Source organism: Streptosporangium sp. NBC_01469, from assembly GCF_036227305.1.
GTDB lineage: Bacteria > Actinomycetota > Actinomycetes > Streptosporangiales > Streptosporangiaceae > Streptosporangium.
The window spans coordinates 2,622,469-2,637,535 of sequence record NZ_CP109465.1; the positions used below are offsets into that span (position 1 = coordinate 2,622,469).

General features: G+C 69.1%; 12 protein-coding genes. 5 read left to right on the plus strand and 7 right to left on the minus strand.

The window, feature by feature from the left end; genetic code table 11:
• Window positions 1–216: 216 nt before the first annotated feature.
• The 5 genes from OG587_RS11995 to OG587_RS12015 form a co-directional block, all read right to left on the minus strand.
• Window positions 217–2,754 (minus strand): glycoside hydrolase family 9 protein, encoded by a 2,538-nt coding sequence (locus OG587_RS11995; protein WP_329089707.1) that lies wholly within the window; start codon window positions 2,752–2,754, stop codon window positions 217–219.
• A 171-nt stretch (window positions 2,755–2,925) separates the two neighbouring features.
• Window positions 2,926–5,865 carry a glycoside hydrolase family 48 protein gene (locus tag OG587_RS12000; protein WP_329089708.1) on the minus strand — a complete coding sequence of 980 codons (2,940 nt, stop codon included), beginning with the start codon at window positions 5,863–5,865 and terminating at the stop codon, window positions 2,926–2,928.
• A gap of 640 nt (window positions 5,866–6,505) precedes the next feature.
• On the minus strand, window positions 6,506–7,801 hold the full coding sequence (locus tag OG587_RS12005; protein ID WP_329089710.1) for an ice-binding family protein: 1,296 nt from the start codon (window positions 7,799–7,801) through the stop codon (window positions 6,506–6,508).
• 278 nt (window positions 7,802–8,079) lie between these two features.
• Window positions 8,080–8,307, minus strand: a complete 228-nt coding sequence (locus OG587_RS12010; protein ID WP_329089712.1) for a hypothetical protein — start codon at window positions 8,305–8,307, stop codon at window positions 8,080–8,082.
• A gap of 19 nt (window positions 8,308–8,326) precedes the next feature.
• The gene (locus OG587_RS12015; protein ID WP_329089715.1) at window positions 8,327–8,797 is read right to left on the minus strand and encodes an ATP-binding protein; all 471 of its coding nucleotides are present in this window, start codon (window positions 8,795–8,797) and stop codon (window positions 8,327–8,329) included.
• 221 nt (window positions 8,798–9,018) lie between these two features.
• Here OG587_RS12015 and OG587_RS12020 point away from each other — a divergent pair, with 221 nt between their 5' ends.
• The 5 genes from OG587_RS12020 to OG587_RS12040 all read left to right on the plus strand — a co-directional run bounded on the left by OG587_RS12020 (window position 9,019) and on the right by OG587_RS12040 (window position 12,331).
• On the plus strand, window positions 9,019–9,852 hold the full coding sequence (locus OG587_RS12020) for a helix-turn-helix domain-containing protein (protein ID WP_329089717.1): 834 nt from the start codon (window positions 9,019–9,021) through the stop codon (window positions 9,850–9,852).
• On the plus strand, window positions 9,843–10,052 hold the full coding sequence (locus OG587_RS12025) for a DUF397 domain-containing protein (RefSeq protein ID WP_443075536.1): 210 nt from the start codon (window positions 9,843–9,845) through the stop codon (window positions 10,050–10,052). The genes OG587_RS12020 and OG587_RS12025 overlap by 10 nt, the downstream gene beginning before the upstream one ends.
• Window positions 10,053–10,083: 31 nt before the next feature.
• Window positions 10,084–10,293, plus strand: coding sequence for a DUF397 domain-containing protein (locus tag OG587_RS12030; protein WP_329089719.1), 210 nt, complete (start codon window positions 10,084–10,086; stop codon window positions 10,291–10,293).
• A gap of 468 nt (window positions 10,294–10,761) precedes the next feature.
• Window positions 10,762–11,352, plus strand: a complete 591-nt coding sequence (locus tag OG587_RS12035) for an RNA polymerase sigma factor (RefSeq protein ID WP_329089722.1) — start codon at window positions 10,762–10,764, stop codon at window positions 11,350–11,352.
• Entirely contained in the window at window positions 11,345–12,331 is a 987-nt protein-coding gene (locus tag OG587_RS12040; protein WP_329089724.1) for a CU044_5270 family protein, read from the plus strand. Before OG587_RS12035 ends, OG587_RS12040 begins: the two co-directional genes overlap by 8 nt.
• A gap of 210 nt (window positions 12,332–12,541) precedes the next feature.
• Here OG587_RS12040 and OG587_RS12045 read toward each other — a convergent pair whose 3' ends face one another.
• Window positions 12,542–13,972, minus strand: coding sequence for a serine/threonine-protein kinase (locus OG587_RS12045; RefSeq protein ID WP_329089726.1), 1,431 nt, complete (start codon window positions 13,970–13,972; stop codon window positions 12,542–12,544).
• Complete coding sequence (locus tag OG587_RS12050) at window positions 13,959–15,020, minus strand: LacI family DNA-binding transcriptional regulator (RefSeq protein ID WP_329089728.1); 1,062 nt, start codon at window positions 15,018–15,020, stop codon at window positions 13,959–13,961. Before OG587_RS12050 ends, OG587_RS12045 begins: the two co-directional genes overlap by 14 nt.
• Window positions 15,021–15,067: the final 47 nt, after the last annotated feature.

A 15,067-nucleotide genomic window follows, 5' to 3' on the forward strand; every position in this document is an offset into this window, starting at 1 on the left:
GGCCGGGGTGAGGAGGCGTCCGGTGGGAGGAACGGACGCCTGGACAGGGGAGCGGGTGTCGGTTCGCGGTACGGGTGGTCGGAGTGGGGCGTCGGTTCGCGGTGCGGGTCGCCGGAGCGGGTGCCGGCCTTGTGGTGCGGGCCGCCGGAGCGGGTGGTCGGAGTGGGGTGCCGGCCTTGTGGTGCGGGTCGCCGGAGTGAGCCGCCGGAGCGGGTGTCAGCCGGTGGTGCAGGTCACCGGCGCCGGGACGCCGTTGGTGCCGTTCTGGCTCGCGGTGAAGCCGAAGGACGTCGAGGCGTTCGGGGCGAGGGCGCCGTTCCAGGCCACGTTCCTGACCGACACGTCCGCTCCCGTCTGGGTGTGCGTGCCGTTCCAGAGCTGGCTGATCGTCTGGCCGTTGGGGAACCTCCAGGTCACCGTCCAGCCGGTGATCGCCGAGGTGCCCGCGTTCGTGACGGTGACGTTCCCCTGGAAGGCGCCCTGCCAGCTGTTGCCGACCGTGTACGTGGCCGTGCAGCCGCCTGCCGGGGCCGTCGTCGTGGTGAACGCGGTGCTCTCGGACGCGGCGGAGGAGTTGCCCGCCGCGTCCCTGGCCACCACGGACACGGTGTACGCCGTCGCGGGGGTCAGCCCGGTGAGGGTGTGCGAGGTGCCGGTGGAGGTGGCGACCCTGGTCGTCCCCCGGTAGACGTCGTAGCCGCTGACGCCCACGTTGTCGGTCGAGGCCGCCCAGGTCAGGGTGGCGCCGCTGCCGGTGATCGCGGAGACGGCGGGTTTGCCCGGCCGGGACGGCGCCACGGTGTCGTCCCCGGGCTCCTCCGGCTCCTCGGGCTCGTCGCCGGGCGGGTTGCCCCAGATCTTCGTCGTGCCGGAGTAGACCGTCATGTTCTGCACCCGAACCGGGGTGGCGCCGGGCGTGGTGGCGACACCGGTGTACGACCAGTCGTTGGACGGGTCCCACGTCCCGGTGCTCGCGAGGCGGAACTGCACCTCGCGCCGGTGCTGTGACTGGCCCGCCGGGGCGATCGAGCTGTTCGAGCAGTCGACGGTGACGTAGTAGATCTTCCCGGACAGCAGGGTCGGCCCGGTCGGCGCCTTGCACTGGTTGTAGGCGGACGTCACGGAGACCTGGCTCGCGGTCGTGGTGCCGTCGAGGGTGAAGTAGTAGCGGAACGAGCCGTTGGCCAGCGGGCGCGCGGGCCAGGCCGACTGGTTCCTGACGATGGCCTTGATCTCGGTGAACGTCGAGCCCGAGGCGTTCACCCCGGCCTCCACGAAGATCTCGGGGCCGTCGGGGGTCTCGGCGGCGGGGAAGTTCGCGGCGGGAGCTCCGCCGTACTCGCGGTAGAGGCGGGCGAGGGCGCTGGTGAAGCCCGCGTTGTAGTCGGTGGCGACCTCGTTCATCACGTAGTCGTCGCGCCGGTCGGTGTAGGCGTCGTTGGGGTCGGGCGGGCCGCCGACGAGGGCGCCGTACAGGGTGTGGCGGGTCTCGACCGGGTTGGTCATCTGGTCGGTCCACGAGCCGTGCGCGGTGCGGTGGTGCGGGTTCTTCGGCGGGTTCGCGCCGAAACCGATCATGTACGAGGAGTTGCGCGGGTTGTCGCCGAGCGCGTAGTTGATCTGCCTGACCGCGAAGTCGTGATATCTCGTCTTACGTGTCGCATCGGTGATCGAGTCGGCGTGGACCAGCGCCGCGAACGCGGTGTTGGCCGCGTAGCGCAGCGACCCCCACCGGTCGAGCACGGCCTGGCCGCCGGGGGAGTATCTCACCCGCTGCCCGTCGACCCCGACCGTCCAGAAGTCGAGCCAGCGGTTGGCGTCGTCGAGATACCGCTGCTTGCCGGTCAGCTTGTTGAGCAGCACGTAGGCGCCGTAGGACTTGTCGTCCCAGGCGATCGTCCACTTGTAGGACTTGACGGTGGACTGCGGCTCGGTGCCGAGGTTGTCGTAGTACGACTCCGCCTTGGCCAGGTAGGAGGCGTCCTGGGTGGCCCGGTGCAGCCAGATCGCGCCCCAGACCAGCTCGTCGTTGTAGCCGCTCCACGACTGGTAGTAGCCCGACGCGTCGGTGATGCAGTCGCTGTACTTCTTCCGCACGGTGTCGGCGAAGGTGTAGAGCTGCTTGGCGTGCGTCACCAGCGTGTCGGCATAAGTCGGATTTGTCGGGCGGAAGACGATCGACGAGGCCGCCATCGCCGCCGCCGTCTCCCCGGCCAGGTCCGACCCCCCGCACGAGGCGTCGATCCGGTACGCGGGCCGCTCCATCTGCATCGCCTCGGCCGGGCCCCACCAGGCGTGGTCCCTGCCGCCGTTGCCGACCTGCCCGTACAGCACGTTCGCCGACGGGTGGGCCTTGATGAAGTAGTCGTTGACGAACTTGAGGTTGTTCAGCAGGTGGGTGAGCTGCCCGGAGGAGGCGTACGCGTCGCGGTACTCCACCGCGCCCCAGGCCAGCATCGTCGCGCTCGCCGCCATCGGCAGGCCGAACTTGACGTGGTCGCCCGCGTCGTACCAGCCGCCGGTCAGGTCGAGCCCGGCGTCCTGGCCGTCGCCGAGGCCGGAGGGGCCGCGCCAGCCGACGCGGTTCCAGCTCGGCAACGTCCCCGACTGCTGGGCCTCGTAGAACCAGATGGACTTCTGCAGCGCCTCGCCGTACGCGAAGGCGGGCGCCGCGGCCTGGGCGTCGGTGGCGGACACCGTCACCGGCACGGCCGCCAGCGCCAGCAGCGCGAGCGCCGCGAGAGTTCTCTTCATTGGGGGGATGGCCTCTCGGGGATGGTGCTCGGGGCGTGACGGCAGGTCAGGGGTACCGTCACGCCCCGAGGTCTCGGGGGGTCGGGCTCGGGTCGGGCTCGGGGCCGGCCCGGCTCGGTCGGGTCGGGCTCGGGGCCGGCCCGAGAGAGGGCCGGGCCCGAGGACGGGGGATCAGGGGAAGAGGCGGCCGTACTCGGCGAGGGCGACGGCCACGTCCACCTGCGCCCAGAACCGGTGGTAGTTGAAGGACGGGGCGGGGCCGGTGCCCTTCAGGTAGGCGTCCACCTTCGGCCAGTCCGGGTCGTTCTTGTAGAAGGACCGGATGGACATGAAGGTCGAGCTGGAGTTGATCGTGTCGCCGTTGGGCATCTTGCCGGTCCAGCCCGGGGGCACGTAGACCGGGTCGTTGAGGCGGCTGTAGTCGGCCTTGGTCTCGGTGACCGAGACGCCCTTGGCGTCCTGGTTGTTCCGCCACATGCCGTCGAGCAGGCCCTTGGCGACGGCCTTGGCCGTGGCGTTGCCGGACTTGGCCGCGTAGTAGGTCAGCACCTTGGCGTACGAGCCCGCCACGCCCACGTCGGTCGTGTAGTCCCTGATGCTCACGTGCAGCCCGGAGTTCGTGCCCGGGTTGCTCGGGTTCCAGGTGTCGGGCTGGCCGGTCCACACCAGCGTCGAGGGGATCTGGTAGGTCCCGTCGGCGTTGATCGTGGTGTTGTCGGTGGCCCACTTGACCCACTTGTCCAGCACGAGCTTGGCGTCGGCGTTGCCGGTCGCGTAGTACAGCTCCGCGACCCGCTCCATCGACCACGCCTGGAAGCCGAACCACTGGTTGGACGGCGGGTCGTGGTAGACCGGCTGCCAGTCGTAGGCCATCCCGTAGAAGGTGGGCAGCGTCGACGGCGGGGCCGCGTAGTGGCCCTGCCAGCTGTTGGTGGCGCCACCGGCGATCGCGCCCTCGGTCGACTGCAGCCAGCGGTAGAACTCCATCTGCCGCTTGGTGCTGGTGGTCCAGTCCTGCACGGCGGTCGCGCCCTTGGGCTTGAGCGCGTCCACGCTGGACAGCACCCACGCGGCCATCGGGTTCTGGTAGCCGGAGTGGTTGTGGCTGGAGCCGATCCGCCAGGCCCATCCGGCGGAGCTGTCGTTGGCGCCGCCCCAGGCGTAGTACCAGCTCAGCAGGTAGGCCGAACTTTCCTTGCCGGTTCCGGCCGGGCACGAGGTGCTGGTGCAGCCCTGCTTCTTGAAGTACTTGTCGTACATCGCGTAGCGCAGGTAGTCGCCCATCTTCGCGGCCTTGGCGATCGTGGCCGAGACCTGCGAGGCCTTGCCCTGCTCGGTGGCCCAGGTGTGCGCCCAGTAGGCCACCTGGACGGCGCGGGCGTCGGCGTCGGGGGCGTTGGTGTACTTCCACTGCTTGGCGTAGCTGCTGTCGCCGGTGAACAGGTCCAGGAACCCGTTCGGGCCGCCGTGCTTGAAGGTGTCGCAGGACGGCTGCGGGATGGTCTCGAAGACCGACTCCTCGGGGCCGCGCTGGTAGGTGTTGATGTACGCGGGCTTGGTGGTCCCGTCGCCGCAGCGGCCGAAGCCGTAGGTGTTGTCCACGTCCAGCAGCCAGTGCATGCCGTAGACGTCGCTGGTGCCGTACGCCGTCTTGAGCTCGTTGGCGATCGGGTCGGTGCCCACGCTCACGCCGCTGTCCAGCCTGGACGGGTACTGCTTGACGTCGTCCCACTCACCGGCGTACGTGGCGGGCTTGGCCGGGTTGTAGAAGGAGTTGGTCGGCTGGTCGGCCGTGGCCGGGATGATGTATCTCTCCATCGAGGCCCAGGCGTCGTTGAACCTGGTCCAGTCGCCGGTCACCTTGCCGTAAGCCGCCTCCAGCCACAGGTAGTAGCTGTAGGCCTCGGAGGTGGTCTCGTGCCCGTGGTCCGGCGCCTCGACCAAGAAGGTCTCGACGGAGTGGTAGGGCACGCCCTGCGGCGAGAAGTAGCCGTTCGCCGGGTCCTTGATCTTGTTGTACATCGCGGTGAAGCGCTGGATGTACTCGTTGTCGCCGCCGGACGAGTCGTTGTCGACCTCGGTGGCGGTCGCCTTGGCGGAGGTGTGGCCGGTGGCGGTCGAGGTGAACTCGGCGCTGCCGGAGGTCTGGTCGGTGTCCTCGGCCGCCGCGACCCGTACCGTCTGGGCCGTGTTCCAGTTGGCGGTGGTGAAGGTCAGCGACGCGCCGGAGGAGACCGTGAGGTCGGTGTCGCCGCTCGTCCTCGCGGTCGCCACGGTGACGTTCGCGGAGGGGGCCCTGGAGAGCCTGACCGCGAGGTCGGCCGTGCCGCCCTCGGGGACGGCGACCGTGGCCGGGGTGACGACCACGGCGGGGGTCGCGTTGGCGGTGACGGTGATCCCCACGGGAGCCGAGGTGGTGGCCGCGCCCTTGTCGTCGGTCGCCCTGCTGGTGAGGGAGTAGCTCCCGGCGGCGACGTTCGTCCAGTTGTAGGCGTACGGCGCGGTGGTGTCGGTGCCCAGCAGCGTGGTGCCGTTGAAGAAGTCGACCTTGGAGACGGTGCCGTCACTGTCGGCCGCGTTCGCGGCGATCGCCACCGTCGCGGGCGCGGCGAAGGTGGCCCCGGCCGCCGGGCTGGTGATGCTCACGGTGGGCGGCTGGTTGACGGGGGCGGTCCCCCCGCAGGTGGTGCCGTTGATCGTGAAGGCGGTCGGCTTGGGGTTGGACCCCGACCATGTGCCGTTGAAGCCGATGCTGGTCGAGGCGCCGGTGGCCAGGTTGCCGTTCCAGGCGAGGTTCTGGGCGGTGACGGCCTGGCCGCTCTGTGCCCAGGTGGCACTCCAGCCCTGGGAGAGCCGCTGGGTGGTCGTCGGGAAGTTGAACCCGAGGGTCCATCCGGTCAGCGGGTCGCCCAGATTCTTGACGGACACGCTGGCGGTGAAGCCGCCCTGCCAGTCGTTGGTGGTGTACGTCACGTCGCAGGCGACGGCCGCGAGGGCGGGGGAGGCTGCCAGCGCGGTGGTCGTCCCGGCCGCCAGGCTGAGCAGCGCCAGCGCGGCGACCCGTCTCCGGAAGCGTGGGAGCGCTCCCGCTCTGAGGGGGAACAGATGCATGAAATGGGCCTCCGTGAGTGGGGATCGATGCGAATCCGCTGGTGGTGGCACCGCATCGGATCAAGCAGGGGAGAGAGGGGGTGGGAGCGCTCCCATAAGGGATTCTGGAGACGGTGAACGGGATGTCAATGGCATGTGCCTTCGGTTACGCCGGTGTTTCACGGCCCATGCCGCCAGGCTGCTGCGATCCGGGCGGCCTTTTTCGCGAACCATGAAAGTTTCAGAACTTTCGATCTTCCCAGCCGAGTGCTTGCTTGTGAGTACGCCCCGGCCCCGGTGCCCGTCCCCGAGGTGGCCGTCCGATCCACGCGGGTTCCGGCCCCGGTGCGGGGGGTGATCCGGCCTGTTCATCCCCCGTCGCGGCGCCGCCGATGGATCCGCCCCACCGGCCAACGGCCGACGGGGCGGACTCACCGGCGGCGCCGGATGAACGGGTGGGCTCACGCGTCGCCCCGGCCGATGCCGATGCCGATGCCGGTGCCGGTGCCGGTGACGGTGACGATGACGCGGAAACGCGATGCGGTTCCGCGTCACCTCGAAATTCCCGGACGATGTCTCTCCGGAACCCACTGCCTTCTTGGGACCTTCTTGGGACCCGGGACGGCCGCTTTACCTCTCCTCAGCCCGTGGAGCCGTTTTTTCAGCGCTGGTGGCGATGGTGCCTGAACCGTGGATGGTGGTGACGGTGGCGTTCACTGTTCCTTCCCTTGAACGCCTTTTTCTTGGGCGGATACGTTACGGGGCCCCGATTGTTCTTGTTCTTGTTGTCGGCGCCTGCGGTGTCGCCTGCGGTGGCCGGACTCGCCGGTGGTGCCTGGCAGACTCCCTTGGGACCGACGGGCACGGTCAGCACCGGTGAGGTGCTGGGGTCGAGCCGGTTCGTGCCCGCGAAGGCGGCCACGAACTCATGGGTTCGTGTCGGGACGTGGGACACGGTCAGGGAGGCACGGCCTCCGTCGTCGGACTGGGACTTGTCCTGGCTCACCCCGTTGGCGAAGAACTCGACCGGCCCGGCCAGGGGGGCCGCTCCCGAGGACGTGACGTTCGCGACAAGGGTGAGATGACCCGGCGCTTCCGGATCGCAGAACGCGGCCAGCTTGGTGGAGGTCTGCCTCGACGGCACGACCGCGCAGGCGGATCGTGTGACGGTGGCGCCGTCCAGGTTGACGGTGCCCTCGCGAGCCAGAAGGCGGCCGTTCACGGTCGCGCCGTCGGCTGCGGTGATCGAGTTCAGCGCGAGGACGTTCCCGACGAAGGTGGAGTTGGCTCCCAGCGTGGCCGAGCCGCCGACCTGCCAGAAGACGTTGCACGCCTGGGCGCCGTTGGCGAGTCTCACCGCGCTGGCGGGCGCGGTGACCAGGCCGGGTGCCCTGAGGACGAAGACGGCGTTCGGGTTTCCCTGCCCGTCGAGGGTCAGCTCCCCGGCGATCTGGAAGGCGCCCGAGACGGGGTTGTAGACGCCCGGCTTCACGGTGAGACCGCCGAGCTGCGCCGGGAGAGAGGCGGTGCCGGGCCGCCTGACCGCGTTGTCGTAGGCGGTGGCCAGGTCGGCCTGGGCCTGCGCGGCGACGGAGTCGGCCGTGTAGACGGCGCCGGCCACGACGCCGGGCGGGAAGCCGGTGGCCGCCGTTCCCGGGCTCACCCCCAGTTCGCCGGTGACGACGGTGGCGCCGGTGTCGGCGACCCTCGTTCCCGCCAGCACCGCGAAGTTCGTGGCCGTGCCGAGCGGCACCGGCGTCGCCTCGTTCGTCCCGGGTCCCGTGTTCGTCGCGTTCATCTCGTGCGCCGTGCCCGCTGTGTTCACCGCCTGCGCCGCGCTCGCCGGGTGCGGTATCGCGGCGGCGCAGCCCAGCGCGACCGCGACGGTCAGGGCCCCCGTCAGCCAGGAGCGGACGGTACTTCGCGGAGCAATATGTGAGTGACCAATGCCTGTCACAACTTTATCCTTTTCTTTTGGTATTTCTCCGTCCAGGCGCATTGCCGATGATGCGCCATTTCTGCTGACTCTACTAATCGGCGGTGTCGTACTGGTTATACGACATGCGGGATGTTTTATTGTGTGGTTATCGGGGCGTATAAGAGAGATGATGCTTTTTATGTGGTTTTCCGGGGCGACCTGACTCCGGGCAGCGTTCCGCCCGCCGCATTCGCACCTTCTCCCACCTCGCCCCGTACGGCCCTCGCCCGCCCGTCACCGAGGGGAGGGCTCGGGGTTCATCGGGGAGGATCGCGGTGTTCGGCATGGTGACGCTGTAACCGGGCTATCGCGCTGTCCACGAGCCTGCCCATCTCCCTCAGGTCGTGGGCCTGCCGCGCCCGTTCCCCGGCCTCCCAGCTCTCGATGGCCGCCTGGATGCTGGGGAAGTCTCCCGTCGTGATCCTGACGTCCCGCCCGTTGACCCTCCGCGTCGCCATGTCGCCGAGGACGTGCCAGCCACTCACCCGCGCCTCCTCATCCTGCTCATCCTGGTTGGGCGGCGGGAAGGACGGGCGCGGCCGTGGGCGGCTCGGCGGCGTTCGGCGGGGTGGCCGGAATCGCGCACCACACCGTCCGGCCACCGGCCCCGAAATCGCGGACCCCCCATTTCCCGGCCGAGATCTCGTCGACGATGAACAGCCCTCGACCGCCTTCCGCGTCCAGGGGTGCGCATTCCTGGATGTGGGGTTTCCTGGACGCGGAACCGGGGTCGGTCACCTCGACGTACACGAAGTCGTTGACCACCTTCAGGACGACCATCACCAGATCTCCCACGGGGCCGGATTCGGAATGTTCGACGGCGTTCGTCGTGATCTCGGAGACGGCCAGCCGTACCTGCTCGTAGGCCGGATGGTCGGTGCCGAGGAGATCGCGCACCATCTCGCGCGCCTGGGAAACCGATTCGGGCTTTCTCCGCAGGACGATCTCGCCTAGCTTTCTGGGTTTTTGTGGCATGGTGCCCCTTCGTGCAATTCGTGCGGCTGCTTCCCTGCCCTATTGACCGAGGTGTCGATGTCTGCATGACTGGGTGCCTCCACCGTCCCAAACGATGCCCGGAGCCGGTAGCACAATGGGGTTCACATAAATTCACAATCGCCTTGGAATTGGTGCGCCGGAGCACGAAGACGGAGAGTATTGACGCGAAGACGCCGCGAAGTGATGAAAGGTAGGCCGAGATGACCGAGATTCTCCCCGCTGACCTGACGGTGACTCCTCGCCACTACTTCGGGCAGGAGGTTCGCAGGCTTCGCGCGGCGGCGGGATTGAGCCAGAAGCAGCTGGCGAAGCAGGTCCCCGTCTCCGTCAGTCACCTCAGCATGATCGAGACGGGCACCCGACCGGCGAACCACCACACGGCCGAGAAACTCGACGCCGCCCTGGACTCCGGCACGACCCTGGTCGACCTGTTCGACGCGCTGGAGAAGGCCAACTCCCCGGTTCCCCGCTGGTTCCGCCCGTGGGTCGAGTTCGAGCGAGAGGCGGAGGAGCTCCACATCTGGGCGTTGAGCGTCATCCCCGGCCTGCTCCAGACGGAGGACTACGCGCGCGCCCTGCTCAGTCGCGAGCCTGACGTGGACCACGACCAGACGGAAGGGCTTGTCGGCGCTCGAATGCACCGTCAGACCATCCTCGACCGCCTCAGGCCCCCGATGCTCTGGGCCGTGATCGACGAGGGGGTTTTGCACCGGCCCGTGGGCAGCCCGGAAATCATGTTCGCCCAGCTCAACCACCTGCTGGAGATGGGCGGGCGGCTCAACATTTCACTTCAGATTCTCCCCCACAACGCTTACAGTGTTCTTGGGCTGCTCGGCGCGTTCACCGTCGCCACACTGCCTCGCGGTGCCTCTCCCATGGCGTACGTCGAATCCCAACCGGCGGGCGACTGGATAACCGAGCGTCCGGCCGAGGTCAAAGGACTAACATTCAGGCACGGCGTGATCCGCGCGGACGCGCTGTCCCGCCGCGAGTCACTGAACATCATCAAGGAGAAGGCCGAGCAATGGACATGACCAACGAGCTTTCCGGGGCCAAATGGCGTAAGTCCTCACTGTCCGGTAGCAATGGCGGCGATTGTGTTGAAGTCGCTGACTTGTCCGGGGGGCGTGCGGCGGTCAGGGACAGTAAGGACCCGTCCGGTCCGGCGCTGGTCTTCGCCCGGGGCGAATGGGCGGCCTTCGTCGGCGGTGTGCGAAACGGCGAATTCGACTAGTCCCGCACCTGGCCAAGGAAAGGACCGAGCGATGGACAAGACCGACGAGCTTGCCAGCGCCGAATGGCGTAAGTCCTCACTGTCTGGTAGCGATGGCGGCAATTGTGTTGAAGTCGCCGGTCTGTCCGGGGGGCGTGCGGCGGTCAGGGACAGTAAGGATCCGTCCGGTCCGGCGCTGGTCTTCGCCCGGGGCGAATGGGCGGCCTTCGTCGGCGGCGTGCGAAACGGCGAATTCCACTGACCCCAACGGCCAAAACCTGAGCCCCCTCCGCCCTGGCTCCCGTTTCAGGGGTCAAGACAGGTCGGGAGTGACGTAACGGCACGACAGGTGAGAACAGGACCGTGGCGTCGGCGTTCGGTCGACGGGCGCCACGGTCCACCTCCACGCGGCACCCGCGTGGAGAAGAGCGCGTCCACATCGCCGAGCGGCCGGCCCGGATGGCCCGTTCGTGCTCGCGACGAACAGGACGAGTGCGACCTGAGTGATCTTTCCGATGCACCAAGGGCCGGACCGGCCCGCCGTAGAGCTTTGAAGGTGACGGTGAGCAGGGCGTTGGCGCGCTCGCCGAAGCGCTCCGCCGCACCCGGCATCCTGTGCCCGACCCGGCCGGATGTCGTTATATGACGCAGATCACACTCCATACCGTGAATTCGCAGTGGTTGTGCGGGCGAAAGCCGACGAACCATTGCGCAAGGACGGGAGCACCATGTGATCGCCGAAGAATCCGGCAGGGCCGATGACGCCGAGTTGATCCGGCGCTCGGAACGCGTCCCGGAGGCCTTCGCCGACCTCTTCGACCGGCACGCGCCCGCGTTGCGGCGCTACGTCGCCCGACGGCTGGGGCCCTCGCTGGCCGACGACATAGTCTCCGACGCCTTCCTGACCGCCTTTCGGCGCCGCCACCGCTACGACGCGAGCCACCCCGACGCGCGGCCCTGGCTGTATGGCATCGCGGCCCGGCTCATCAGCCGGCATCGGCGGGTGGAGATCCGCTTCTACCGGGCGCTGGTCCGCAGCGGCGTCGATGAGATCACCGAGCCGTACACCGAACGCGTCGACGACCGGGTCGCCGCCCAGCAGGCCGGGCTGGCGGCGGCGCTGGCGAAGCTGTCACCCGGTGACCGGGAGGTGCTGTTACTCGTGGCCTGGGCTGAGATGTCGTACGAGGACGTGGCCCGCGCGCTGGACATCCCTCCCGGAACCGTCGCGTCCCGCCTTCACCGGGCCAGAGCCAAGACGCGCCAGGCACTCGGCGGCCCCACCCTCGCGACCACCCGAGAGGAGTCCCTCGATGGATGATGACCTGCGATCGCTGCGCGAGTGGCGCGCCGAGATCCCCGAGCCGGGCCAGGAATGGGTCATCCCGCAGCGCCGGCGGATGCTGACGCGGATCCGGGGGCGCGGGCGGACACTGGGGCGCCGCCTGCTCCTGGTCGGAGCGCTGGGCGCCGCCGCCGCACTCGCCGTGACCACCCTGCGGCCCGAACCGCCCGCCCCGAACCCGGCGAACACGCCGCCGCTCGTCCAGCTCGACGCCGGCGTGGTCCTGGCCCATGCCGCCGAAGTGGCGGGCAGGCGCAAAAGCGCCCAGGTGCCCCTGCCGACGCAGTGGCACTACACCAAGACCCTGGACAAACAACCGAACTCGGACGCGGCCATAACCCATGAGGTATGGATGCGCTACGACGGCAAACAGAGCGCCCACCTGGGTAGCGCCCGCCTCGGTCAGAAGGAGGGAGAGCTGGTCATCAGAGACGTTCGCCTAGATCCGGGTGATGACGACCTGTCATCGCAGCAGTACGACGTCAAGCTCCGCGCGCTGCCGACCGACCCGAGGAAACTGCTGGCCAAGGTCACCGCCGATCGTCACTGGATCGAGGGGGCACATGAGGAGGGCGTCCCCAAGAGCGCTGAGCCCGACGACGCCCGCGCCTACCGGGTGATCATGCTCTACCTGAGCCGGTACGGCTCGATGCCACCACGCCTGGAGGCGGCCATGTACCGCGCGCTGGCGCTCATTCCCGGCGTCCGGATCGAGCAGGGCGTGAGCGACGCCGCAGGCCGCAGCGGCCTGGGCATCTGGCGAGAAGAAGCCTTTGACGTGCCCTACCGCCGCTACTACATCCTCGAAACGGGCACCTACCGCTACCTGGGCAGCCGGATGCTCTGGCTGAGCGACGAGTCCTGGGACGGGCGCGTCGTCGTCCCCAAGGGCGCGGTGTGGAGCAGGGCCCTGCTGTCATCGGTGATCGTCGACCGCCCCGGCCGGCGGAGCTGACGCTCACCGCACCGACGGGAAACCGGCGAAACCAGGGTTGAGCAGGTAATAGGGGTTCCGGTGGGAATCACCGAGGATCCAACCGCGGGGCGTCCTCCTGCCGGAACCGCTACCGGCAAGCCCTGGGATCGTCGCAACACATTCCGTGTTGCGACGATCCCTGGAAACCGCCCGGGGACCTTAGGCGGTTTAGTTGTATATTTCGGTTTTCTACCCGGTCAACGCGATCGACACATGCAGGAGCTGGGTCTCCAGGGCGTGGCGGAAGTCGTCGGGCAGCGTACCCTCCCGGTTGCGTTCGGCGATCTTTCCTCGGATCGGGGTGAGGTCGCGGGAGTCCCAGACGCTGTTGGCAAACACCTGCCGCAGGTCCAGGGCCACGTCGGACCGGATCCTGCCCTCGTCCTCCCCTTTCGCGAGTACGGCGTTGAAGCGCCGCACACTCTGGTTGAGATTCGGGTCGTACGAACGGATCGCCTCCACCCCGGGCGCCGGTTCCGCCGCGTGCTTACCCTGCTTGCGGGTGACGGTGACGGTGACGGAAGGGGAAGGTTCGGGGTGGGCGGTGGTGGGATCGAGGACCGTGGGCGGCACCGTCCCGCGACCCTGCGGACCGGCCATCTGACCGCCGGAAGAGCCGGGGAAACCGGGGAAGCCGGGGGAGCCGGAGAGCTGGTTCCACACCAGCAGCCCCGCGAACAGCGCCACCACCGTCGCGACCACCGTCCAGCGCACCAGCTCGTTCCCGCCGATCGAGCGGGCCGGGACCGTGGCCGAGGCCGGAGCCACGGTCGGAGCCGGGGGATTGAGGGCCGCCGCCAGGCCGTCGGCCACCTCCTGCGCCTTGGGCCTGGCCTCGGGCCGGTGCGACAGGCACACCTGGCAGAGCGCGCTGATCCGCGCGGGCATCCCCGGCACCTCCGCCACCGGCGGTGGTCCCTCCCTGCGGACGTTCTCGATCTCCTCCCAGGTCCGTTCCGGGTACGGGTGGTCACCGGTGAGCATCTCGAACAGCAGCACGCCCAGCGCGTAGACATCGTTCGCCGGGTCCGCGACCGCGCCGGTCAGCCGCTCCGGAGCCACGTAGGGAGGGGTCCCGTAGTCGGAGGCCCTGTCGTCGTCGTCCTCCCCGATGAAGGCCGCAATGCCGAAGTCGAGCAGCTTGGCGCCGGCCGAGGTCAGCAGCACGTTCTCGGCGGTGACGTCCCGGTGCACGATGCCCCGCTCGTGGGCGGCGGCCAGCACGGTGGCCAGCCTGGCGGCGATCGTCGCCGCCTCCGCCCACGGCAGCGGGCCCTCGGTGATCCGGTCCGCCAGCGGGCGCCCCTCCAGCAGACGCATCACCACGTACGCGGCGAGGCGACCATGGGAGGTCACGCTCTCCCCGTAGTCGTAGACCTCGATCGCGTCGGGGTGGATGAGGCGCGCGGTGGCACGCGCCTCCCTGCGGATCAGCTCGCGCTCCCCCCGGTCGACGCCCAGCTCGCCGTCCAGCATCTTGACGGCGACCATCCGCTGGAGCGACTGGTCGAAGGCGCGCCAGATGACGCTCATGCCACCCCACGCGATCCGCTCCAGCAACAGGTACCTGCGGGTGAGCACGTCCCCCGCGCGAAGCCCGACGTGGTCAGGCGGACTCACGGACCACCAGCTCAGTGGGGAGTACGGGATTGTCGCGGGGAGCACCGGCCGAGCTCATGGAGAGCAGCAGCAGCCGGGTGGCGAGCGCGGCGAACTCCTCCACCGGCTGGCGGACGGTGGTGAGCGTGGGTGAGGTCCGCCGGGAGGCGGGGGCGTCGTCGAACCCGATGACGGCCACGTCCTCCGGCACCCGGCGGCCGGCCCGGCGCAGGGTCTGCAGCGCGGCGGCGGCCATCACGTCGGAGGCGGCGAAGACCGCGTCGACGTGTGGCATCCTGCGCAGCAGCCACTGCATGCCGTGCACGCCCGACGCGTGGCTGAAGTCGCCGTACGCGACCGGCACGCCCGTCATCCCGGCCAGGGCGAGGGTCTGCAGGAACCCGTCGAGCCGGTCGCGAGCGGCCGGAAGGGCGGGTGGGCCCGCGATGACGCCGATGGACCTCCGGCCGCCGAGCAGCAGGTGTTCCGCCGCCTGCCGACCGCCGTCGCGGTTGTCCATGTCGACGTGGGGGAGGTCGATGCCGTCCGGGGGACGGCCCGCACTCCGTACGGGAATGCCCGAGGCGGCCAGGGTCACCACGAGCGGATGCCGGTCGCGCGCCGCGATCAGCAGGACGCCGTCGACGCCTCCGGCGACGAGCGGTGGCGTGGCGATGGTGGAGGTGGCCGCCGTGGCGGTCATCACGGCGAGGGGGACGCCGTGCCCGGTGAGGACCTCCTCCGCAGCCGTGATCATCCGCGCGTAGAACGGCTCGGTGAACAGCCGGTGCGCGGGTTCGCAGACCACGATGGCCACGACCTGGTCGGATCGGCGGCCGGAGCCGCCACGGGGAGCGCGATGCCTTACGTAACCGAGACGCGATATTGCGTCATGCACCTGCCTACGAGTCGATGTGCTGACTCTGACTGAACCGGTGAGTACCCGGGACGCGGTGGCAGGGGATACCCCTGCCTCTGCTGCGACCTGGGCAAGTGTGGGTAGATCGGCCATAACTTCCTCCACACCAAGATGCCGCACAGGTGGGAGCGCTCCCACTGAACCTAGCATTGTTTCGGGAGTGTCAAAAGATGTTTCCGAAAAATCACCATATGTAT

What these genes read in the sequence shown, in the direction of transcription:
- OG587_RS12020 (WP_329089717.1), top strand. Translation starts at nt 9,019, where the DNA reads ATGACCGAGATTCTCCCCGCTGACCTGACGGTGACTCCTCGCCACTAC.
- OG587_RS12015 (WP_329089715.1), bottom strand. Translation starts at nt 8,797, where the DNA reads ATGCCACAAAAACCCAGAAAGCTAGGCGAGATCGTCCTGCGGAGAAAG.
- OG587_RS12030 (WP_329089719.1), top strand. Translation starts at nt 10,084, where the DNA reads ATGGACAAGACCGACGAGCTTGCCAGCGCCGAATGGCGTAAGTCCTCA.
- OG587_RS12000 (WP_329089708.1), bottom strand. Translation starts at nt 5,865, where the DNA reads ATGCATCTGTTCCCCCTCAGAGCGGGAGCGCTCCCACGCTTCCGGAGA.
- OG587_RS12025 (WP_443075536.1), top strand. Translation starts at nt 9,843, where the DNA reads ATGGACATGACCAACGAGCTTTCCGGGGCCAAATGGCGTAAGTCCTCA.
- OG587_RS12050 (WP_329089728.1), bottom strand. Translation starts at nt 15,020, where the DNA reads ATGCTAGGTTCAGTGGGAGCGCTCCCACCTGTGCGGCATCTTGGTGTG.
- OG587_RS11995 (WP_329089707.1), bottom strand. Translation starts at nt 2,754, where the DNA reads ATGAAGAGAACTCTCGCGGCGCTCGCGCTGCTGGCGCTGGCGGCCGTG.
- OG587_RS12040 (WP_329089724.1), top strand. Translation starts at nt 11,345, where the DNA reads ATGGATGATGACCTGCGATCGCTGCGCGAGTGGCGCGCCGAGATCCCC.